The organism is Nocardiopsis sp. NPDC055551 (assembly GCF_053619415.1).
The window spans coordinates 214,473-234,269 of sequence record NZ_JBSHJJ010000012.1 but is presented as its reverse complement, the minus strand read 5'-3'; the positions used below and the strand labels follow the sequence as shown (position 1 = coordinate 234,269).

Sequence of the window (19,797 nt, the reverse complement as noted above, 5' to 3'; positions counted from 1 at the left end):
CCACTGGGCGGGAAGCCGGGGTCACCCCCGCTTCATGGGGCGCGGCGGCTTCTTCACTGTAAGCAAGGCAATGGACTTGTTAGTACGGTCTACCGCTCTGACACCGAATCGATCACCGGAAGCTGAACGGCGAGCAGAGTGACATCATCGTCCTGCTCATACCCTTCGAGCATGCTCTCAACAAGGTACTCCAGCATCTGCTGTGGATCGCCCACCACATCGGGCCGGGCATCAGCCGCCTTCTGGACCAGCTCGTCGAGTCCCGCGTCGACCGATCGTTTGCGGTTCTCAACCAGTCCATCGGAGTAGAGGGCGACGGTGTTACCGGGTTGGACGAAGAATTTGTGGTGACCTCTCGTGGAGCTGACCCCGAGCGGTGTGTCCGGCTCGGTCTCCAACAGCGAGGGCCCGGCGTTACCGGCGACGACCAGCGGGGGAAGATGGCCCGCGTTGCTGAGGTCGAGTTGTCCGGTCACCGGGTCCAAGACGAAGTAGACCAGGGTCGTTACCTGATCCATTCCCTCCGTGGCCGAGAACATGCGGTCGAGTCCGGTCAGGACGTCGGCCGGCTCCGGCATGGAGAACGCCAGAGCGCGCAACGCGTTGCGGATCCGACTCATTCCCGCGGCGGCCGGGATGCCCTTGCCCATGACGTCGCCGAGGACCCCGGCGACGCGGCCGTCCGGCAGGGGGAAGGCGTCGTACCAGTCGCCGCCCACCTGCACGTGTTGGGAGCCCGACCGGTAATAGGCGGCCAGGCGCACACCGCGGACCTCGGGCAGTTCCTCCGGGAGCAGGCTGCGCTGGAGCTCCTCGGCGGTGCCGTGTTCGCGTTCGTAGACGATGGCCCGGCCGATGGCCAGGGCGCACTGTCCGGCGAGCGCCTCCAGGAAGACGCGTTCCTCGTCGGTGACCTCGCGCGGGGACGTGAAGGAGAAACGCAGGGCGCCGATGGGGCGGCCCGCCGCCATCATCGGTAGCGCCACCCAGGCGCGCTCGTCGGTGCGTTCCAGGATTTCCTCGACCTCGGGCGCGTCGTCGAGGAGTTCGCGTAGTTCGGCGGGGCCGGCGGCCAGTCGGGGCACGCGACCGGCCACGGCCAGCGCCGCGATGTCGGGGTAGTCCAGCGAGAACCCGTTGCGCGGCAACCCCTGGCAGTCGTCGGCGGAGAGCATGCGCAGGCGCAGTCGGTCCCGGTCGAACAGGGCCAGGGAGGTGTGGTCGGCGCCCACTCCGGAGCGGCCGATCTCGGACATGGCCTGGACGACCTCCTCGGCGGTGAGGGCCTCTGCCAGGTCGGAGGTGGCCTTCTGCAGCCGGGCGGTGCGCATGGCCGCCTCGCTGAGCTGCTGGTTGAGCCGTTGGCGCAGCTCGTCGGCCTCGCGTTCGGTGGTGATGTCCACCAGGGTGCCGACCCACTCGGCGGTCTCGGCTCCGTCCATGACCGGGTTGGCCCGGGCACGGTAGTGGTCGTAGCCGCCCGAGCGGGTGCGGACGCGGAACATGGCGTCGAAGGGGGTCACGTCCAGGACCGCGTCGTCCCAGGCGCGTTCAACGCGGGGACGGTCGTCGGGATGGACGGCGTCCAGCCAACCGTGGCCCAGGTAGGACTCAAGGTCCTGTCCGGTGAGGGTGCGCCACTGGGGGCAGTCCTCGTGTACCTCGCCGCCGGGGCCGGCCGCCCAGATGATCTGATTGCCGGCCTGCAACAGGGCGCGCAGGCGCCGCTCGCCTCGGTGCGCGGTGTCCTCGTGGTCGCGGGCGCCGATGAGCGCGATGTGTTCGTCACCGCCGACCGGATCGTTGACCGGGAACCAGGTCAGGTCCCAGGTCTGGCCCTCGCTGGTGCGGTGGTGGCCGCGCACGGCCCGGCCGGTCTCTCGCACCGATGCCACGGACTCGGCCTGGGCGGCGGCGCCGGAGGCGTCACCACCATCCTTCAGGACCTGGCCCGGTGTACGCCCCAGGCAGCGCTCGGGGGTGCTGCCGAAGACGGCGGCCATGCGGGGGTTGATCGAACCGAAGACGTCATCGGGTCCGAGCAGGGCGAACCCGATGGGAGCTTCGGTGAGCAGGGTCTGCACAGCGTCCGGTAGTTCCGCCACATTGATTCGGGGAGGGGGAATGGACGTCTCGGCGCTCAACTGCTCGACACCTCCGGAGCCGTTGGAATCCCCATCGGGGCTGTTCTCGGACCACGTGGTCCCTTGCGCACCGTGCCCGCCGTCCGTGTTCGATGACGCTTATGGCGCGGGGCGCGCGACGCCGATTCCGTTCGGGGGGCTCCGCGGCTCCCAGGAGGCACGCTCAATGACTCCTCTCGGCCGCTGTCACGGCTCAAGCATAAGACACGGCTCTGCGCACGCAACGTCCGTGGCTTCGGGGGCACGGTTGCGCACGGAAGGTAAATAGTAGGCCACCAGACGCCGTGCACACAGTCGACCGGGGGTCTCACTGGCGTGTTCTCCCATAATTCCAGACGCCGACCGACTTACGGAGAACTCTCTGGAACAGGACCGTTATATGTCCGAAACGTCCATTTCATGGTGATGGCCCGCGGGGGTGACGCGTCTCGGGTAAACGGTACCTCCCCGAGGTTTTATCAACAGCGTGCCGCGCGAGAGGTTGACAGTCGCTTCAGAACAAGTGGAATAGGTGGAGGTCACCGTCCAGACCATCTTCAGCTAGGGGTGTGAGCAAGAATGCTCCAGACCTTCCCGGTCCAGGATCTCAGTCGGATCTCGGCAAGGCTTCATGACGAGTTCAGCGCGCTGTCCCACCGATGCGTGGAACGTTGCGTCAGCGACACCTGGAAATGTGCCGAACACCTGGGCCTCCCGGTCACACCGCACCTCGTCGAGAGGGTCGCCCGCGAGCACTTGGAGGCGATGGTGAAGTCCGTGCCGCCCTCGCGACATACCCCACGACGTCCGGGAACCACACTGTTCACCGGTCGCCGCGCGATCCCCGAACCACGCTGACCCGACGAGGGCACCTCCTGCCGCCGACTGGCATACGCTCGGAGCGTGCCCTCCGCTACGCCCCCACCCACAGGACCCGACGTTCCCGTCGCAGCGTTCGAGGAAATGCTGCGCGCGGCCAGAGCGCTGCTCGCCATGCGCCACCCGCTGGACGCCGAGCTGTCCTTCAGTGAGCTGCTGGGCTCCTGGTGGGGACAACGGGTCCCCGGGGTGGACGTGGAACGGCTGCTCGGCGAGGGCCTCATCACCCACGCCACGGCCTCAGGGAAACCCGCCGGGCTGGGGGTACTCGCCGCGATCACCGCGCTGGGCACCTCGGCCTCCCAACGCGACCTCGCCGAACAGGGCATGATCGCGCTGCGCGAGCGGGGTCTGCACGCACCGGCCTGGGCCTCCCAATTGGGCGAGGTCACCCCCGTGGCCGCCTACGTCAACGGCGACCGCTTCGGTGACACCGACGACGTGGTGTGCGTGTACGCCCGTGACTCCGGCGAACCCGAGCACGCCCTCATCCTCGTGCTGGACCACAACAGCGGCGGCCTGCTGCGCGACGCGTGGGTGACCACCAAGGTGGACCGGCTCCTGGCGCAGTGCCGTGAACGCGCGCGCACCGATGACTTCGCCCGGTTCGAGGAGTCGCCCCTGCCCCAGGCTCGGGCGCTCCTGCTCCGCGCGCTGGAGCGCACCGAGAGCGTGGTGACCGGGGAGGTCGACAACCCCGTCGGGGTCTCACGGTCCGACCTCACCGGTGGTTCGCTGGCCGCCCACTTCGCCCTGGCCGCGTCCCGCATCAAGCGGCTGCCCGAGGGCAGGACGCACCAGCCGATGTGGCGGCGCGACCGCCGCGCGGTCCTGGCGGCCCGCTTCCTCGCCTCGGACCAGGCCGCCGAGCTGTCCGACTCCTACGCCGCCAGCCGGTGCGCGGACCACATCATCACCTACGGCTGCGACGTCGACTCCGGGCGCCCGCTGCGGGTCAGCCCGCGCAAGGTCGAGTCGTTCCTGCTGCACTGGCTGCCCGGTCGGGTGGTACTGCTGCCCGAGGAACAGGAGGCGATGCCGCACGTGCTCGCCGCGTGGGTGCGCTGGGCCGGGGCGCAGAACGACCTGCCCGACGTCGCGGTCGGTGCCGCCCTGGACACCGTGTGGGAGACCACCGCGGAGTTCGCCCGCACCTACCGCGACCCCGCCCGCCCCCTCGGGCTACGACAGGGGGCGGTGCGCCGGTTGTTGCCCGACGGCGACTTCAGGTCCCTGGCCCGCCGGATGTTCGCGTTCCCCCTGTTGGCCAGTGAGCTGATCACCGACGCTCCCGACGAGTTCGACCCGTCGACCTCCCGTGGCCGTCGCGCCCTGCTGCGCCTGGACCACTTCGCCGAGTACGAGGAGGCCCCGCACAGCGGCCGCCACCACTCCACCGGCCAGGACCGCTGGTACCGACCCGTGCAGGGCACCGACCCCGAGCGCGAGAAGGAGCTGGACCGCCACGAGCGCCTGGCCAAGCGCCTGTGGGACGGCCGTCCCGCCAACCTGTGGGCGGCGGCCCGGCGGATGCTGGATCGCGGTCTGGACCGCCCCACCGTACTCACCCATCTGACCGAGGCGCTGTTCGGCGCCACCGGTGAGAACGACCTGCGCCGCCGCCTCGACGCCCTGTGACCGAGGCGCGGCGCGCGTCGATCAGGCGAGCATGCGGACCTTGAGGTTCTCGATCGTTCCCCCCGACAGTTTGAGTCCCCGCTCGACGTAGCCGTCGAAGGACCCGTATTCCTGGTCCACGATGCCGAACGCGCTGTCCAGGTAGTCGGGCTTGACCCGGGTCATCGGCTCGATGTCCTCCCACGGCAGACCGCTCTCCTGGGACAGCAGTCGCATCCAGTGGTCGGTGGCGGCCTGACGATCGTTGCTGGCGACGTAGTCCGTCGTCACGACCTCCCGCTCCACGCCCAGGAGGGTGAGCAGCAGCGCCGCGCCCCAACCGGTGCGGTCCTTGCCCGCGCTGCAGTGGAAGACCAGCGCGGTCGGCCCCTTGGCGGCGCGTTCGATCAGGTCGCGGTAGCCGTCCAGGGCCTCGGTGTCGGTGACCAGACCGCGGTAGACGTCGTACATGTAGCGCTCGGCCGCACCGTCGCCGAACGCGACGCGGGCCTGCTCGGGGTCGGCGAACAGGTCGATGAAGTTGGCACCGGCCGAGTCGGTCTTCTGCACGCCGATCGCCGCGTACTCGGCGCCGTCCGGGATCAGGTCGGGGAGCCGGTCGCGTTCGTGGGAGCTGCGCAGGTCGATGAGCTGGCGGATACCGAAACCGTCGTAGGTGGTCCGCTCCTGCTCGGTGAGGGTGTGCAGCGCGTCCGAGCGGTAGAGCAGCCCGGAACGCACGGTGCGGCCTTCCTTCGTGCGGTGGCCGCCGAGGTCACGGAAGTTGGGGGCACTGGGGAGGAGGAAACCGTCGTTCGTCACGTTCGAGACGATACCCACCTCCCCGACGCCCTCGCGGCACGGGGTGCGACGGCCGGATGGATTCCGGCCGCTCGCGGAGGATTCAGGGGCGCAGGGCCTCGATCTCGACCCCGGCCTCCTTGACGTCCTTGGCGGTGTCCACACCGCGCCAGAACCCTTCGATGCGGTAGGCCGTGAGCCTGCCGGCCTCCGCCAGTTCGGGGAAGGTCGAGGACTCGTGGTCGCCCTTGGTCGGCAGCAGTGGGGTGATGCCGGGCTCGAACAGGTAGACGCCAGCGTTGATCCAGACCGGCAGCAGCGGGCTCTGGGTGAACCCCTCGATACGGTCCTCGTCGTCGACGTCGACGATGCCCCAGGTGGTACGGAACCGCGACAGCGCCAGTGTGGCGAGGCCGCCCTTGGCCCGGTGCCGGCGGGTCAGTTCGTCCAGCGGGAACCAGGTGAGGACATCGCCGTTGAGGGCGAAGTAGGGGGCCCGCGGGTCGCGCAACCCGCCGGCGGCGTAGCGCAGGGCGCCACCGCGGCCGAGCGGCTCGTCCTCCACCAGGAGGGTGATCTCGGGGCCCTCGGTGCGTGCCTCCAGGTGCTCGCGCAGGACCTCGGCCTTGTAGCCGCAGGACACCACGACCTGCTCGACGCCGTGCGAGGACAACCATTCGAGCTGGTAGTCGATGATGGGCCGTCCGGCCACCTCCACCATCGCCTTGGGGCGGGTGTCGGTGTAGGGCCGCAACCGGGTGGCCTGTCCGCCGGCGAGGATCAGTGCCTGCGTGACGGGGGTTTGGCTGGATGCAGATGAGGCGGTCATCGGATTGTCGGGTGTGGACACCCCGTCCTTCAGGGCGAGGAAGAAACACCCTGCTCCTTTTCCATTTCAGATACGTGCTCGTGGCCACGCTGGTTGACTATCGGTTATGGCGAGCAAAACCGTGAAGCGGGCCTTTCGGTACCGTTTCTACCCCACCCAGGTGCAGGCAGCGCAGCTGTCGCGCACGTTCGGGTGTGTGCGCCTGGTCTACAACAAAGCGTTGGCCGCCCGTTCCCAGGCCTGGGAGCAGCACCGGGAGCGGGTGGGCTACTCCGCGACCTCGGCCCTGCTCACCGGTTGGAAAAAGACCACCGAACTGGGTTTTCTCACCGAGGTCTCCTCCGTCCCGCTCCAACAGACCCTGCGGCACCTGCAAGGGGCGTTCTCAAACTTCTTCGCCGGACGCGCCCGCTACCCGCGATTCAAATCGAAGAAGAGGTCGCGAGCCTCGGCGGAGTACACCCCGAGCGCGTTCCGCTACCGGAACGGGCAGCTCACCCTGGCCAAGATGGACCAGCCGTTGGACATCGTGTGGTCGCGTCCCCTCCCGGATGGTGCTTCGCCGTCCACGGTGACCATCTCGCGGGACGCGGCGGGGCGCTGGTTCGTATCGTTGTTGTGCGAGGACACCATTGAGGCCGTCCCGGCGTCTGAGGGCGTGGTCGGTGTCGATGCGGGGATCACGTCCCTGGTGACGTTGTCCACCGGGGAGAAGATCACCAACCCCCGGCACGGACAGCGGGATCGGGCCCGCCTGGCCAAGGCGCAACGGTCCCTGTCCCGCAAGGCCAAGGGCAGTGCGAACCGGGCCAAGGCCCGTAAGAAGGTGGCGCGGGTGCACACCCGCATCACCGACCGCAGGAAGGACTTCCTGCACCAGCTGACCACTCGACTCGTCCGCGAAAACCAAGTGGTCGTGATCGAGGACCTGACCGTGCGCAACCTGGTCAAGAACCGCACCCTGGCCCGGGCCATCTCGGACGCGGCCTGGAGCGAGTTCCGCACGATGTTGGAGTACAAGACCGGCTGGTACGGGCGGGAGCTGGTCGTGGTGGACCGGTTCTTCCCCTCGACCAGGCTGTGCTCGACCCCCGGGTGTGGGCAGGTGCGTGCCCGGTTGCCGTTGAACGTGCGCACTTGGACGTGTGAGCACTGTGGCATCACACATGACCGCGATGTGAACGCGGCGATCAACCTCAAGGCCGCCGGGCAGGCGGCATCCGCCTGTGGAGCCGATGTGAGACCTCGACGGGAATCCTCCCGGACGAGGCGACCGGCGTCGAAACAGGAAGGCCACGGGGCGACCCGTGACGAGGCGAAAGCCTCGAACCACCGGTAGGTGGTTCCGAAATCCTCGTCCTTTAAGACGAGGAGGAAGTCAAGTACTGGACAGTAGCAGCCGCCGTTCCCACGGTTCCTCAGCTCTGTTGGGTGGCGTCGGAGTAGGCGCGGCGCACGTCGTCGCTGGTGATCACGGTCAGCTCGGTGGCGGTGGCCGACTCCCCCAATTCCCGGGATACCCGCAGGTCACGGTGGGAACAGGCGCCCTCGTAGAGGGAACGGGCGAAACGGCCGTTGCCCAGTTCGTCGATCCACCCGGCCTCGCACACATGCGTGAAGATGCTGTGCAGATCCTCCCGGGCGACGTCGTCGAAGACGTCACCGGTGCCCGCCGCCACGGTGTCGGCGATCTCGGAGAGCTCGTCGGCCGAGTAGGAGGGGAACCGCACCCGCACGTTGAACCGGGAGGCCAAGCCGGCGTTGGAGACCAGGAAACGGTCCATCTCGGTGGTGTAGCCCGCCAGCACCACCACGAGCCGGTCGCGGTCGTCCTCGGCGCGCTTGAGCAGGGTCTGGATGGCCTCGGCACCGAACGCGTCGCCGCCGCTGTAGCCGGGGTTGACCAGCGAATAGGCCTCGTCGACGAACAACACGCCACCCAGGGCCCGGTCGATGAGCCGGTTGGTCTTGACCGCAGTGGCGCCCAGGTGCTCACCCACCAGGTCGGCGCGTTGGGCCTCCACGACCTCGGCGCGGCCGAGCATCCCGAGCGCGGCGAAGACCCGGCCCAGGACGCGCGCGACGGTCGTCTTGCCCGTACCGGGAGGGCCGGTGAAGACCAGGTGACGCAGTGGCGGCTGGTGCGGCAGGCCCTGTTCCTCTCGCAGCCGGGCCACACGGAGCTGGGCGACCAGGGAACGCACCTGTTCCTTGACCGGCTCCAGACCGATCATGTCGTCGAGTTCGGCCATGGCCTCCTCCAACCCGGGTGCCTCACCGAAGCCGGGCAGACGGGAGGTGAGTTCGGTGTAGGCGGCCTCGACGTCGACCGAGCGCACGGTGACCAGGTCGTCGGCGCTGGGCCGGGGCGCCGGTTCGTCGCCGCCCACCCCGGCGGTGACCACCCGCACGTCCCGTGCCTGGCAGCTCTTCTCCACCATGGAGCGGGCGAAGCGACCGTTGCCGAGTTCGTCCACGGCCTGGCGTTGGACGGTCTGGTCGTAGCGGCGACGCAGGGTACGGGCGGCCTCGGTGTCCAGGGAGTCCCCGCGGGCGGTGACGAGGCGCTCGGAGATGCGGAACAACTCGTCGGCGCTGTAGCCGGGGAAGGTGATGCGCGTGGCGAAACGCGAGGCCAGACCCGGGTTGGAGGCCAAGAACGCGTCCATTTCCTTGTCATAGCCGGCGAGCACGATCACCAGGCCGTCCCGGTCGTCCTCTGCGCGCTTGAGGAGCGTCTGGACCGCCTCGTTGCCGAACCGGTCGGACTGACCGTCGCCTTCGTTGACCAGCGAATAGGCCTCGTCGATGAAGAGAACGCCGCCCATGGCGCCATCGATGAGCTCGTTGGTCTTGATCGCGGTCGCGCCGAGGTACTCACCGACCAGGTCGGCGCGTTGGGCCTCCACCACACGAGAGGTGGGCAACAACCCGAAGGAGTGGAAGATGGTGGCGAGGGTGCGGGCGACGCTGGTCTTGCCGGTTCCGGGTGGCCCTGAGAAGACCAGGTGGCGCAGAGGCCGTTCGACGTTCAGCCCGGCGTCGGCGCGCAGGCGGGCGGCCTCGATGGAGGCGGCCAGGCCCCGCACCTGCTGTTTGACGGGGTCCAGGCCGATCATGTCCTCCAGTTCGGCCAGCGCCTGGTCGACCGGAACGGGTTCGTCGTCCTCCCCGGTGTCGCCCTTGGCGGCGCGTCGTCCGGAGGTGTCGGCCGCACGGCCGCGCAGTGACGGGGCCTGAGCGTTCGTTCCACCGGATCCGGTGGCCTTCCTCGCCCGGGTTCCGTCCTCGGCGCGTTTGCGGTCGTTCTCGCGGCTCTCCTTGATGACCTGGTTGGAGGCGAGCAGTCGCCACAGTAGACAGGCGCCCGCCGCGACGTAGAGCGCGGCGATCCCGGCCTCACCGGGGAAGGGTTCGACGACCATGCCGAACAGGGCCACGGAGAAACCGATGATGAGTCCCGCGGTCAGCGACAGCAGGCAGGTGTGCCAGACGGGGAACTCGCGGGCGCGGCCCGCGACCAGGGTCACCAGCAGGGGCAGTGGGAGGACGAAGAGGACCACGGGTCTGGCCGGCAAGGGGATCTGGAACAGGGGCACGGCTATGGCCAGCCACACCACTCCGACCAGCACGGTGAGGAACGCGTCGAGGGACCTCATCAACGCGCTGAAGGCGATGAGGGCCAAGACCGTACCGACCAGGACCGGGAACACCGGTACGCCCAGCACGAAGGCGACGACCACCGCCACCGTGACCAGGACCAGTGCCGCCACGAGACGGCGGCCCGGTGGTACACGGTGGTAGGCCGCGCGTAGGCGGTCCAACCCCGAGGGTGGCGCCGCCCGCGTCGCGGCGGGGCTCGTCTCGCGCGTCATCCGTGCCCCTTCCTGCGTGGGGGTCGCCTGGACGGCCCGGGGGTGGGCCGGAGGGTGTGGGCAAAGAACAGCCTTGCCCCATCGGGGGTCGGATGTCCAGTGCGGGACCGCGTGTCGTGGGCCGGTCGGTGGAGGTTCAGAACAGGGGCAGGGCGCCGTCCGAGACCGGTCGGATCACCCGCAGGTGACGCCAGCGGGGCAGGGCGTCCAGGTAGGACCAGCTCATCCGGTGCTGGGGGGTGGGTCCGGCTTCGGCGAGGGTGGCGCGGTGGACGGGTGAGGGGTAACCGGCGGCCTTCTCGAACCCGTAACCGGGGTGGTCCGCGGCCAGTTCGGCCATGAGCGCGTCCCGGTGGACCTTGGCGAGGATGGCGGCGGCGGCCACGCTGACGCAGGTCAGGTCGCCCTTGACCTGGGTTCGCACCCGCCAGGGTCGACCGATGAAGTCGTGCCTGCCGTCGAGGAGGACGGCGTCGGGTCGGGGGTCGAGGGCGTCCAGGGCCCGACGGCCCGCCCTGTGCAGGGCCGCGGTCATCCCGACCTGGTCGATCTCGGCGGGTGAGGACCAACCGAAGGCGTGGTCGGCGACCCAGGGTTCGATCTCGGCGGCCAGTTCCCGGCGGCGTTTGGGGGTGAGTCGCTTGGAGTCGGTGAGTCCGGCGGGCGGCTCGCCCTCTCCGGGGACGGCCGCGCACACCAGGAGCGGCCCGGCCCAGGCCCCACGTCCCACCTCGTCCATTCCGGCCACCACACGGGCACCCGCGGCGTGGAGCTCGTTCTCCACTTCCAGGGTGGGGGCGGGCGGGGGGCTGGGCTTTCGGGAAGTCGTCGGCACGCGTTCCACCTTAGGGCGTCCCACCTCCCGGTCCGTTTTCCGCGCCTCCGGGAGGAGCCGAAACCCCGCCGTCGTGGGTCGTCGGGGTTTTCCGGCGGGTTTTGCGCGACCCACCGGCCATGACAGTCGGTCATTAGTGGTCACCTTGGGTAGTTTCCGCTTGTCGCCACCGCCGGTCGCCCGGAAGGAATGGACATGCAACAGGGCAGGCCCCGACCCTCTCCCCCGCCTTGGGCCCGCGGACGCCTCTACGACGTCGCCGCCGCGGTGACCCGCGTGGGCGTGGGCTGGTTGTTCACCGAGTTCGGACTATCGCTGCGCGGCCGGGAACACCTGGTCGCCGAACGCCTCTCCGATTCCGGACTCACCCCTCTCGCCTTTTTCGCCCCACTCGTGCCCGCCCTGCTCGTGGCGTTCTCGGTCGCCTTCGCAGTGGGTCTGCTCACATGGTTGACCGGTCCCGCGCTCGCCCTCGCGGCCGTCGTCGGCACCCTCGGCGCGGGCACGGAGCACCTGTCCCCGTTCGACTCCTGGGGTGCGACCGCGCTGGTCACGGCGGTGTGCGTGCTCATGGCGATGTCCGGGGGACGATGGTCCTGGGACCATCTGGTCCTGGGTGCCGGAACGTCCGCGCCTCGACCAGGCGCGGGAGGTACGACATCGACGGCGCGTGGGAAAGCTCCCGCGATTTCTCACCGACGCCCCGAACACGCCCCTCCACTGCTCTATCCTGTGGAGCAGGCCGCACTACGTCGGCCGTATCGAATGTGACGCGGCCCGTTCACGCCCCAGTGCCGTTACGCCCGCCGCGTCGCCATGACCAGGATTCGGTGGGGGGAACGCCATGTCCGCCTCAGCCTCCGGTCCGAACCCCGACGGGTCCGTGGCCAAGCTGATCGAGATCGCGGAGCAACAGACGCTGGGGCAACGCCTGATCGGTTGGGCCTCCCGACCGCCCGGTCGTCTCTACATCCCGGCCTGCGCCTTGGTCGGGCTCGTCCTGCTCTTCGAGGACAGCGTGCCCGCCGGGCACCTGCCCACGTTCATCATCGGCCTCGTCGGTGGCCTGCTGCTGGCCGGCATGGGCGCGCTGCGACTCGGTATCGCGCTCGCCGTCGCCCGTCCGATGATCCGCCGTTACCGGCTGCGTTGGGTGAGCGCCCCACTGATCGCGTTCGTGGCCATCGGCCTGGCCGTGGCCGACGTCCCCTTGCAGACCCGGGTGAGCGCCTCGACCGACCAGCTCCTGGAACTACGCGAGGACACCGGGGTGGCCACCGCGGTCTCCCGCAACGGCGAGTGGACCGGCATGTACCCACTGCGCAGCGTGTCCCAGGACGACGACGTCACCCACTACGCCATCGAGGGCGCCGGGCTCTTCCAGCCCGCCGGTCTGGCCCACAGCACCGAGGAGCTCCCCGTCGGGGTGTTCGTCCCCGGTCAGGGATCCCGGATCTACGAGCGTGTGTCCGATGACTGGTACGTGTGGGTCGACCACTGACCACGATCATCGCGGTGACGGCCCCGGGGACCACCCCGGGGCCGTTCTCTTACCCTCCTCTTTGCCGGTTCCTGTCCGCGTCCAACCGGACTCTCACCCGGGACCTGTAGGGATGGTGGTGCCCCCTGGGGAACCCCCTTCGGTTCTCCCTCGCCGCACTCACCCGAGGAGATGTCCATGCGCGAGTTCGTCCTCACCCTGCACCTACGGCTCCACGACTCCATCACCGCGTTGCGGCGCGCCCACGCCATCGGGGACGACGACCTGGCGACGTCACAGGCCGGTGAGATCGAAGACCTGGTGGAGATCGCAGCCCGACACGGAATCGACATCGCCGGCTACGCGGCCCTGTCCCCCGCGTCCTGAGCCGGAACGTCCTCGGGCCACACTCGAACGGCGAAGGGCCCCGCGGACGTGGCACTCGACCACGACCGCGGGGCCCTCACCTCTTCGGCGGGGACCGATCAGCGGCGACGCCCCTGCTTGCCGTACCCCTCACCGCGCTCGAACTGCTGACGCATCGCGGTGTCCTGCTGTTGCTGGTACTCCTCCGACATCTGCTGCTGGCGGGCGGCCGCCGCGGCCACCGCGCCCTGAGCCGAGTCCAACGCGTCCTGGGCACCGCCCGAGACCGCCGGCCGCCGACCCTGACCGCCGCCCATCACCTGCGGCAACAGCTGGGCGGTGAGCAGCGTCGACAACGTCGAGGAATCCCCCGAGCCGGCCTCGGTCTGCACCACGACCGGACGTGGGGCCCGCTCGGCCAGGACCGCGCCCACGTCCAGGCGACGACGGGCCAGCTCGTACTCCAGCACCGCCCGGTTGTCCCGGTAGGCGGTGGCCAGACGCTCCTGCGCCTTGGCCTCGTTCTCGGCCGCCACCAGGTCCGCGCGACCACGCGTCTCGATCTCGTACCGCACCCGCTGGGCCTCGGTCTCCTGCTCCTCCAGCATCTGCGCCACGTCCTTGCGCGCCTTGTTGAGGGAGGCGTTGACCTCGACGATCTTGGCGTCACGGGTCTTCTTGGACCGCTCGATGTCCATGAGCAGGGTGTCGATCCGACGCTTACGCGTGAGCTCCCACTCCTGCTCGTAGGCGACCAGTTCCTTGGCGACCCGCTCCCGGGTGGCCAGGTGCTGCTGGTACTGGCTGGGCAGCTGCACGTCCGGGATGTTGCAACCGGTGATGACCACGCCGTACTTGCGCAGCTGCTCGTTGAGCAGGCGACGCATGTCCTCCACGTTGGAACCGCGCAGGTCATAGGCGGACTCGGTGTTGACCAGCCGGCTGCGCTGACGGATGGCGTCCTGCACCGCGCTGGACAACACCAGGTCGAAGTTGCTCGCGCCGATGGTGGTGACGAACGCGTACGGCTCGTCGATGCGGAACTTCAGGAAGAACTCGATCGACTTCAGCGGCACGTTCTCCCTGGTGGGGCAGGCCAGGACCGGAGCCGTGTAGGGAATCTCGGTCCGGGTGTCCACCACGAAGTCCACGCGCGCCCACGGGTGCCACAGGTAGTGGCGGCCGGGGCCGATGTTCTTCGCGAAGGCGCCGTACTTGGTGAGGATGCCGGTGGTGCCCTCCTCGATCTCGACGATCGATCCACGCCACCACCACAGGATCGCGGCCGCGATGCTGAGCACACCGACCAGGAGGGTGGGTACGGCCAGCGCGCCGTAGATGCCGCCGCCGATACCACCCGCCACCGCGTGGATGGTCATGACCAGCGCCGACAGCAGCGCGAACAGACCGAACCACACCAGGACCATCCAGCGCAGACCACGGTTGTCGCGGGGGATGACGACCGGGACGATCGCGCCCTGGTCGCCACCGCGCAGCAGGCCGGCGAGGTCGCTCCATGAGGCGAGGGACTCCTTGATGTTGGAGCCGCCACCGGGGTTGAAGGACTCACTCATCTACTGACCTCCCGGGTTCTGACCGCCCTGCGACCACGGGGGCAACGGCGGGTCCTGCGGGTGCCGCGTCTGCTGGGGCGGCGGGGACTGGTGGTAGGGCGTACCGGAGGGCGGCGGAGCGTCGACCGGAGCCTGGGGCTCCGCGGTCTCGGGCGCGGCCTCCTCGGTGTTCGTCTCGGACAGACGATCACCGATCGCGTCCTCGCTCACCGACTGACGGATCTCCTCGACAAGGTCCTCACCCGGGTCCTCGGCGCCGTGTCCCCGACGCTCACCGGACTCGTCCTCGACGATCTCGTCGATCTCCTGCTGACGCTGGGCGATACGCCCGCGGATGTCACCCAGACGCCCCCGGATCTCCGCCATGTCCTCGGCGGAGAACAGGGCCGTGTCGGCCTGACCGATGATCTCCTGGGCGATGCGCAGGTAGTCGACGCTCGCGGCGTCCCCGGAACCGATGCGCAGGACCTGGGGCAGGCTGTCGGCGACCGACTCCAGCTTGTCCAGCAGGTTCTCCCGGAAACGGTAGTTGAGGATCTCCGGAGCCTCGGCAGCCGACACCGCGCGGATGTCCAGGGCCTGGGCCTGCAGGAGGGCGGCGTTGGCGTTGGCCTCGGATTCGGCCTCCACGAAACGCTGGTGGGCCAGGGAACGGGCCCGGTTGGTCTCGCGCTCCAAGGCGGTGTCCATCTGCGCCTGGTACTGGGCGATGTCGGCCTGGATCGCCGACAGCGTCTCGTTGAGGGTGGCGAGCTCCTTGTTCAGGTCACCCTCGTTCTGCTCCTTGCGCAGCTGCAGCTCGTACTCGAAGGTGTAGGCGTCCTTGGCCACCCGCACCATCTCCGGCGCCGCCAGGTCCATCCGGTACTCCTGGTTGGAGGGCTCGGCGTGGGTGATGTTGGCGCTGGTGAGAACGACGATGCCGCTGAACTGACGGTTCAGGGAGTCGAGGAGCCCCTGGGTGCTCTCGCCGACCATGTCGTAGATCGCCGAGGCCTCCTGCTCGTAGATGAGGCTTCGAGTGGTCTCGGAGATGGCGTTGTTGAGCTTCTCCTGGAAACCCGGGACCCCACCCAGGGTGTAGACGAAGTCGACCGCGTTCTCGATCTTGAACTGCACGAACAGGTCGATGGAGGCCTGGACGCCGCTCTTGGTGGGCGCGGAGCGGATGGGCGCGTTGAACGGGTACTCACGCCTGGTGTTGACGATGTAGGAGACGCGCTTCCACGGGTTGAACAGGGTGACGCGACCCGGCTGGAAGAGGTTCTCCATCTTCCCGAAGCGGGTGACGATGGCCTGGCAGCCCTCGGGCACCATCACCATGCCCTGACGCCACCACATGAACGCACTGATCGCGATGGTGACCAGCCAGTAGTGGAGGCCGAAGAACGGGTGTAGGAGCGGGTTGGCGTCGGTCATCACCGCGCCGGGCACCACGAACACGACCGTGCCGACCACACCGAGGATCACCAGGATGATGGCGGGCAGCATCGTGACGAAGGTGCGTCCGCGAGGGATCACCATGGGGCAGATGACGTGGACGGGACCGCTGCGGCCCCGCTCGTAGTAGCTGCGGTTGAGGGCCTCGCCCGCCGTGTTCAGCGAGGTGGTCTTCTGCTCGATGCGGGTGTCGACGGAAGCGCCCTGTTCGCGCGCGGCCACGAAGTCACGGGGGTCGAGCCCGTCCTCCGAGCCCTGCCCGGAACCCCGGTCGCCCTGACCTGACCCCTGGCCCATCGCTTGTTGGGCCGCGTCGGAGACGGCCTGACGCGGATCCGCCCCTTGGGCCACCGCACCGGCCGCACCGCGCACTGTCTGCGCGAACGACATAGGCAAGTACTCCATTCTGGAACTTGAGGGAACTAACGCCTTCGACGCGGCGTACGCCGCCTTGGTTCCAGTTGGGAGCGGGTTTCGCGCACAGGGAAGGGATAGTGGACAGAACACAAGGGTGCCACGACCCACAACCGAAACACAGTGCCCGTGGCCAGAGCGTGATGAGCCCTCCACCTGGTCATTACGGGCGTGCCGCCGAACGGCCACCTCCGGGCGAGGGCTAACGTCGGGGAGTAACGGACCACCCTACGAAAGAGGACCACGATGACCGCAGTGCCCAGCGCCGCCCTGACCACCGCCGGACTGATCGGTGGTTACTCGGTGGCCCGCGCCACCGGCAACCGCCCCCTCGGCGGAGCCGTCCTGGCCGTGTTCGGCGCCGCGGCCTTCGAGACCTGGCGCCGCCGCTCCGGACCGGGCACCGCCGTCGCGCTCACCGGAGTGTACGTGGGGGCCTTCGGCCTCTCCCACCCGCTGGCCAAGAAGATCGGTGCCTGGCCGGCCGTGCTGAGCGTGACCGCGGCGACCGCCGCCGTCGCGGTGGCGGCGAACGACCGCGCCGAGGGCTGACGATCGACGGCGACCTACTCTCCGTCAACTACCCATGGCTGAAGCCACGGGCTTGCGGGTAGGCGCCCACCTGGTGGATGGATCCGACCTCCCGCGTCCGACACACCTCCTATGTGGAGGGTGTGGGGGCGGTTGACCGGCGCCCCGCAGCCCACGCCACCTGGCCTCGGTGGGCGAGGTTGCGTGCAGCGTTCACATCGGCGTGCAGCACCACACCGCACTGACGGCACACGAACCGGTTCCGTGAGGGCCGGTTGCGTCTGCTGGTGTGGTCGCACTCCGAGCAGGTCTGGGAGGTGTAGGCCGGATCCACGATCAGGACCGGCACCCCCATCCTGCGGGCCTTATAGGCGATGAAGTTCCGCAGTTGGGCGAAACTCCATGAATGCAACGCGGCGCGTTGTTGTTTGGCCTGCCGTACCCGGCCACGGATGCCCCGAAGGTCTTCAAGGACGATGCCGTGATCGGTGCGTTCGGCCCGCTCCACGATGCGTTTGGAAATCCGATGGTTCATATCCCGCGCCCGGCGTGCCTCCCGGCGGCGCAGGCGCTTCAAGACGCGTTTGGCGCTCTTGGTGTTCTTGGCCTGGAGTTTGGCGCGGAGACGGTTCTGCCGGCGCCGGTATCGGTTCAGGTGGCGTCCGGCGGAGCGGTCCCCGGTGGAGGTGGTGGCGATCTCCACGATCCCCAGATCCACCCCCACGAACCCGGCAGGATCCGGGTTCTCCACCCGTTCGGGCACCTCACAGGTAGCGGACAGATACCACTGCCCGTCCTGGCGGAGCAGATCGCTCTCACCCTGGCGATACTCGGCCAGGAGTTTGAGCTGTTCGGGGGAGGTGACAAAACCCAGGTTCTTCATCCGCCCGCCCACGGTCCAGATCGAGACGGTGCGCGCGTCCATCTGCCAGGACAGACACCGATCATCGAAGGGTTGGGCCGCATTAGTGCGGAAACAGATCGGGGTGGACTCGATCCGTGTCCGCCTCGCGGAACCCTTCCGGCCCAGGTTCCCGGCTTTCAGGTTCACCTGCCGGGTGGTGTAGGCGTCCGCGACCTTGCCCAGCACCCGCACCGTGGGCTGCGCCGATAGACCGAACCTGGTTTTCAGCTCGTGGTAGACGGCCCTTTGCAGGGCGTACTTGTTCGTCGCTCCGGTGGCCTGAGCGATGCGGGAGGCGTGGTCGGCCGCCGTGTTACAGGCGTGCAGGGTCGTCTCAAGCACCTGCGCCTGTTCTGGCGAAGGCAGCAGCTTGACCCGCACCACCAGCTTCATGGTCCAATACGCTAACCACCCCCGGCCCGGCCATGGGGCCGGATCAGAGAACTTCTCCGCCTTTTTCCGGTCTTCGATGGCCGGGAAGGGTGTGCGGGGTGTTTCCTCCCGGCCCTGAAGGACCGGGCTTCCACACCCAAAAATCAGGTGACCACTTGCGGTTCAGCTTCTCCACGACGATGAGGTTCCCGGCGGGAAAGCGGAACGAGGGCCTTCACCGGTACTTGGCCCGCCACCGCACCTTGAAGGTGCCCTTCTCGGCGCAGGCCCGGTCCAGGTCCTTCAACGTCCGCTGGAGCACATGCGAGGGGGCGGCCTTGAGCCAGGGCTCTTCGGCCTTGGCCTCGGCGAGCTGTCCGGCTTACAGGTGGTAGCCGCAGAACCCACCTTGTCGGCCGCGGGTGTGGCGGTCCACGTACTGGCGGCGCTGGTCCAAAGCGGTGTTCCACACCGCCCGACACAGGTCACCGAACTCGGTACACATCGCAGTCTGCTCATCGGTCAGCGCAAGCCGATAACGACGGCCCGACAACACCGTGGAACACCCCCTTCCCGCTCAGCGGTTCTCCTGGTCCCCCAGGTCACGCTCGATGAGCTCCCAACAGGGCACTCCGACAGTGGCCACGAAGCAGCCGTGCGTCCACCGGGCCGGTAGGCGAGACTTGCGGGTGCCCGACATCCCTCACACACGATCTCCTTCAGCCCTTCCTCGGCACAGCCCCCGGTACGCGGTAGCGGTGCGGGGGTGCCAGAGCATGTGGAGGGCTCGGTGGAAAATCAACATGGGGGGACCACCTTCCGCTGCGGTGCGTGCCGAAGGGTTACCCCGGGTCCCGCACCGACAACCATAGGTATGGACCGGCCCGCCCGCCCCACGGTCAGACGCGAACGACCACCACCCGCTCGCCGCGAGGGCGTTCGGGCTCCTCGACCAGTGTCTCCAGGTCCTGCGGATCACTGGTCAGCAGCACCACCGGACGTGGTTGCCGCAACGCCGTGACCGCCACGACCGAGTCGATCGCGCAGCGGTGGCCGGTCAGGCCCGTTGCGCCGAGGAGTTCTCCCGACTCCCTCCCCACCTCGGGGGAGACCGGCATCACCTCGATCCTTGAGAGGACCTGGTGCACAGACGCATCCCGTGGGCCTCCCCGCAGGACCTCCGTGAGGGTAATGGCGCTGGTGACCACACGTGCGCCCCTACGTTGTGCCACCTCCAAGTGACCGCGGGCCCTCTTGTCGCCCATGGCGATCTTGGACAACCCTTCGCTGTGGAGGACCAGCGTTCCGTTTCCCGTCACTCGGCGTCCGGCCACGCCGCCTCCGCCTCCGTCACCAGGTCTTCCGGTACCTCGCCGTGCTCCTCTTCGAGTAGTTCGATCAGCTCCGCCAGGAGATCGGCTTCCAGGCGACTCGCGACCGCTTCGGAGACATATCGACTGAACTCTCCCCGCCCCACCCGTCGCCGGATCGCCGTGCTGAGGTTCTCCGGCATGGAGACGCTGATCTTGCGTGCGCGCTCACTCGGCTCGGAGGTGTCATCGGAGAGTTCGGGCGCCGACTTGCCGAGCCCATGAACCGCCGCGACGAGGGCGGCGCGTTCCGACGGCGAGAGTTTCCGCACTGCTCTCACAGTGTCCAATGCCTGCGAATCAAGCCTTCGAGGCTCATCCTCCGGAGTATCGCGTCCCGTTTCCATCAGTTCGACTCCCATACGAGCGATGCTACCGCCGGTGGTA

Annotated in this window: 18 protein-coding genes; 7 read left to right on the top strand and 11 right to left on the bottom strand. The window is 68.7% G+C overall.

The genetic code is table 11. From position 1 onward, the window contains the following. Window positions 1-89: 89 nt before the first annotated feature. Window positions 90-2,144, bottom strand: a complete 2,055-nt coding sequence (locus tag ACWGSK_RS21905; protein WP_358514020.1) for a SpoIIE family protein phosphatase — start codon at window positions 2,142-2,144, stop codon at window positions 90-92. A gap of 558 nt (window positions 2,145-2,702) precedes the next feature. Between ACWGSK_RS21905 and ACWGSK_RS21900 the strand changes: the two genes are divergently transcribed. Both ACWGSK_RS21900 and ACWGSK_RS21895 read left to right on the top strand, forming a co-directional pair. Next, the gene (locus ACWGSK_RS21900; RefSeq protein ID WP_358514022.1) at window positions 2,703-2,981 is read left to right on the top strand and encodes a hypothetical protein; all 279 of its coding nucleotides are present in this window, start codon (window positions 2,703-2,705) and stop codon (window positions 2,979-2,981) included. Between the two features lie 105 nt (window positions 2,982-3,086). Continuing rightward, window positions 3,087-4,640: a hypothetical protein gene (locus tag ACWGSK_RS21895; protein WP_358514053.1), complete on the top strand. Its 1,554-nt coding sequence runs from the start codon at window positions 3,087-3,089 to the stop codon at window positions 4,638-4,640. A gap of 21 nt (window positions 4,641-4,661) precedes the next feature. Here ACWGSK_RS21895 and ACWGSK_RS21890 read toward each other — a convergent pair whose 3' ends face one another. Both ACWGSK_RS21890 and ACWGSK_RS21885 read right to left on the bottom strand, forming a co-directional pair. Next, window positions 4,662-5,459 (bottom strand): tyrosine-protein phosphatase, encoded by a 798-nt coding sequence (locus ACWGSK_RS21890; protein ID WP_452456598.1) that lies wholly within the window; start codon window positions 5,457-5,459, stop codon window positions 4,662-4,664. A gap of 64 nt (window positions 5,460-5,523) precedes the next feature. After that, complete coding sequence (locus ACWGSK_RS21885) at window positions 5,524-6,249, bottom strand: nucleotidyltransferase family protein (protein WP_452456614.1); 726 nt, start codon at window positions 6,247-6,249, stop codon at window positions 5,524-5,526. A 106-nt stretch (window positions 6,250-6,355) separates the two neighbouring features. On the opposite strand from ACWGSK_RS21885, the gene ACWGSK_RS21880 reads away from it, so the two are divergent. Further along, window positions 6,356-7,588: an RNA-guided endonuclease InsQ/TnpB family protein gene (locus tag ACWGSK_RS21880; RefSeq protein WP_452456597.1), complete on the top strand. Its 1,233-nt coding sequence runs from the start codon at window positions 6,356-6,358 to the stop codon at window positions 7,586-7,588. 79 nt (window positions 7,589-7,667) lie between these two features. Here the strand turns inward: ACWGSK_RS21880 and ACWGSK_RS21875 are convergent, their stop codons facing one another. Both ACWGSK_RS21875 and ACWGSK_RS21870 read right to left on the bottom strand, forming a co-directional pair. Beyond that, window positions 7,668-10,124 (bottom strand): AAA family ATPase, encoded by a 2,457-nt coding sequence (locus ACWGSK_RS21875; protein ID WP_452456596.1) that lies wholly within the window; start codon window positions 10,122-10,124, stop codon window positions 7,668-7,670. A 136-nt stretch (window positions 10,125-10,260) separates the two neighbouring features. After that, window positions 10,261-10,959 carry a ribonuclease HII gene (locus ACWGSK_RS21870; protein WP_452456595.1) on the bottom strand — a complete coding sequence of 233 codons (699 nt, stop codon included), beginning with the start codon at window positions 10,957-10,959 and terminating at the stop codon, window positions 10,261-10,263. Between the two features lie 195 nt (window positions 10,960-11,154). Here ACWGSK_RS21870 and ACWGSK_RS21865 point away from each other — a divergent pair, with 195 nt between their 5' ends. The 3 genes from ACWGSK_RS21865 to ACWGSK_RS21855 all read left to right on the top strand — a co-directional run bounded on the left by ACWGSK_RS21865 (window position 11,155) and on the right by ACWGSK_RS21855 (window position 12,826). Further along, the gene (locus ACWGSK_RS21865; RefSeq protein ID WP_452456594.1) at window positions 11,155-11,730 is read left to right on the top strand and encodes a DoxX family protein; all 576 of its coding nucleotides are present in this window, start codon (window positions 11,155-11,157) and stop codon (window positions 11,728-11,730) included. Between the two features lie 73 nt (window positions 11,731-11,803). Then, window positions 11,804-12,460, top strand: coding sequence for a hypothetical protein (locus ACWGSK_RS21860; RefSeq protein ID WP_358514034.1), 657 nt, complete (start codon window positions 11,804-11,806; stop codon window positions 12,458-12,460). A 177-nt stretch (window positions 12,461-12,637) separates the two neighbouring features. Beyond that, window positions 12,638-12,826 (top strand): hypothetical protein, encoded by a 189-nt coding sequence (locus ACWGSK_RS21855; RefSeq protein WP_067603490.1) that lies wholly within the window; start codon window positions 12,638-12,640, stop codon window positions 12,824-12,826. A gap of 98 nt (window positions 12,827-12,924) precedes the next feature. On the opposite strand, the gene ACWGSK_RS21850 is transcribed toward ACWGSK_RS21855, so the two are convergent. Together ACWGSK_RS21850 and ACWGSK_RS21845 are read right to left on the bottom strand one after the other, a co-directional pair. Further along, window positions 12,925-14,379: an SPFH domain-containing protein gene (locus tag ACWGSK_RS21850; RefSeq protein WP_358514036.1), complete on the bottom strand. Its 1,455-nt coding sequence runs from the start codon at window positions 14,377-14,379 to the stop codon at window positions 12,925-12,927. Then, entirely contained in the window at window positions 14,380-16,209 is a 1,830-nt protein-coding gene (locus tag ACWGSK_RS21845) for an SPFH domain-containing protein (RefSeq protein WP_358514057.1), read from the bottom strand. Window positions 16,210-16,479: 270 nt separating this feature from the next. Between ACWGSK_RS21845 and ACWGSK_RS21840 the strand changes: the two genes are divergently transcribed. After that, window positions 16,480-16,785, top strand: a complete 306-nt coding sequence (locus ACWGSK_RS21840) for a hypothetical protein (protein ID WP_358514040.1) — start codon at window positions 16,480-16,482, stop codon at window positions 16,783-16,785. A 109-nt stretch (window positions 16,786-16,894) separates the two neighbouring features. On the opposite strand, the gene ACWGSK_RS21835 is transcribed toward ACWGSK_RS21840, so the two are convergent. The 4 genes from ACWGSK_RS21835 to ACWGSK_RS21820 form a co-directional block, all read right to left on the bottom strand. Further along, window positions 16,895-18,061 carry an RNA-guided endonuclease InsQ/TnpB family protein gene (locus ACWGSK_RS21835; protein ID WP_358514042.1) on the bottom strand — a complete coding sequence of 389 codons (1,167 nt, stop codon included), beginning with the start codon at window positions 18,059-18,061 and terminating at the stop codon, window positions 16,895-16,897. A gap of 361 nt (window positions 18,062-18,422) precedes the next feature. Then, window positions 18,423-18,596, bottom strand: coding sequence for a helix-turn-helix domain-containing protein (locus ACWGSK_RS21830; protein WP_358514044.1), 174 nt, complete (start codon window positions 18,594-18,596; stop codon window positions 18,423-18,425). A 343-nt stretch (window positions 18,597-18,939) separates the two neighbouring features. Continuing rightward, window positions 18,940-19,158 carry a hypothetical protein gene (locus ACWGSK_RS21825; protein ID WP_358514048.1) on the bottom strand — a complete coding sequence of 73 codons (219 nt, stop codon included), beginning with the start codon at window positions 19,156-19,158 and terminating at the stop codon, window positions 18,940-18,942. A 197-nt stretch (window positions 19,159-19,355) separates the two neighbouring features. After that, window positions 19,356-19,682: a hypothetical protein gene (locus ACWGSK_RS21820; RefSeq protein WP_452456593.1), complete on the bottom strand. Its 327-nt coding sequence runs from the start codon at window positions 19,680-19,682 to the stop codon at window positions 19,356-19,358. Window positions 19,683-19,797: the final 115 nt, after the last annotated feature.

What these genes read in the sequence shown, in the direction of transcription:
- ACWGSK_RS21845 (WP_358514057.1), bottom strand. Translation starts at nt 16,209, where the DNA reads ATGTCGTTCGCGCAGACAGTGCGCGGTGCGGCCGGTGCGGTGGCCCAA.
- ACWGSK_RS21880 (WP_452456597.1), top strand. Translation starts at nt 6,356, where the DNA reads ATGGCGAGCAAAACCGTGAAGCGGGCCTTTCGGTACCGTTTCTACCCC.
- ACWGSK_RS21860 (WP_358514034.1), top strand. Translation starts at nt 11,804, where the DNA reads ATGTCCGCCTCAGCCTCCGGTCCGAACCCCGACGGGTCCGTGGCCAAG.
- ACWGSK_RS21885 (WP_452456614.1), bottom strand. Translation starts at nt 6,249, where the DNA reads ATGACCGCCTCATCTGCATCCAGCCAAACCCCCGTCACGCAGGCACTG.
- ACWGSK_RS21865 (WP_452456594.1), top strand. Translation starts at nt 11,155, where the DNA reads ATGCAACAGGGCAGGCCCCGACCCTCTCCCCCGCCTTGGGCCCGCGGA.
- ACWGSK_RS21900 (WP_358514022.1), top strand. Translation starts at nt 2,703, where the DNA reads ATGCTCCAGACCTTCCCGGTCCAGGATCTCAGTCGGATCTCGGCAAGG.
- ACWGSK_RS21825 (WP_358514048.1), bottom strand. Translation starts at nt 19,158, where the DNA reads ATGCCGGTCTCCCCCGAGGTGGGGAGGGAGTCGGGAGAACTCCTCGGC.
- ACWGSK_RS21850 (WP_358514036.1), bottom strand. Translation starts at nt 14,379, where the DNA reads ATGAGTGAGTCCTTCAACCCCGGTGGCGGCTCCAACATCAAGGAGTCC.
- ACWGSK_RS21855 (WP_067603490.1), top strand. Translation starts at nt 12,638, where the DNA reads ATGCGCGAGTTCGTCCTCACCCTGCACCTACGGCTCCACGACTCCATC.
- ACWGSK_RS21840 (WP_358514040.1), top strand. Translation starts at nt 16,480, where the DNA reads ATGACCGCAGTGCCCAGCGCCGCCCTGACCACCGCCGGACTGATCGGT.
- ACWGSK_RS21895 (WP_358514053.1), top strand. Translation starts at nt 3,087, where the DNA reads ATGCTGCGCGCGGCCAGAGCGCTGCTCGCCATGCGCCACCCGCTGGAC.
- ACWGSK_RS21835 (WP_358514042.1), bottom strand. Translation starts at nt 18,061, where the DNA reads ATGAAGCTGGTGGTGCGGGTCAAGCTGCTGCCTTCGCCAGAACAGGCG.
- ACWGSK_RS21875 (WP_452456596.1), bottom strand. Translation starts at nt 10,124, where the DNA reads ATGACGCGCGAGACGAGCCCCGCCGCGACGCGGGCGGCGCCACCCTCG.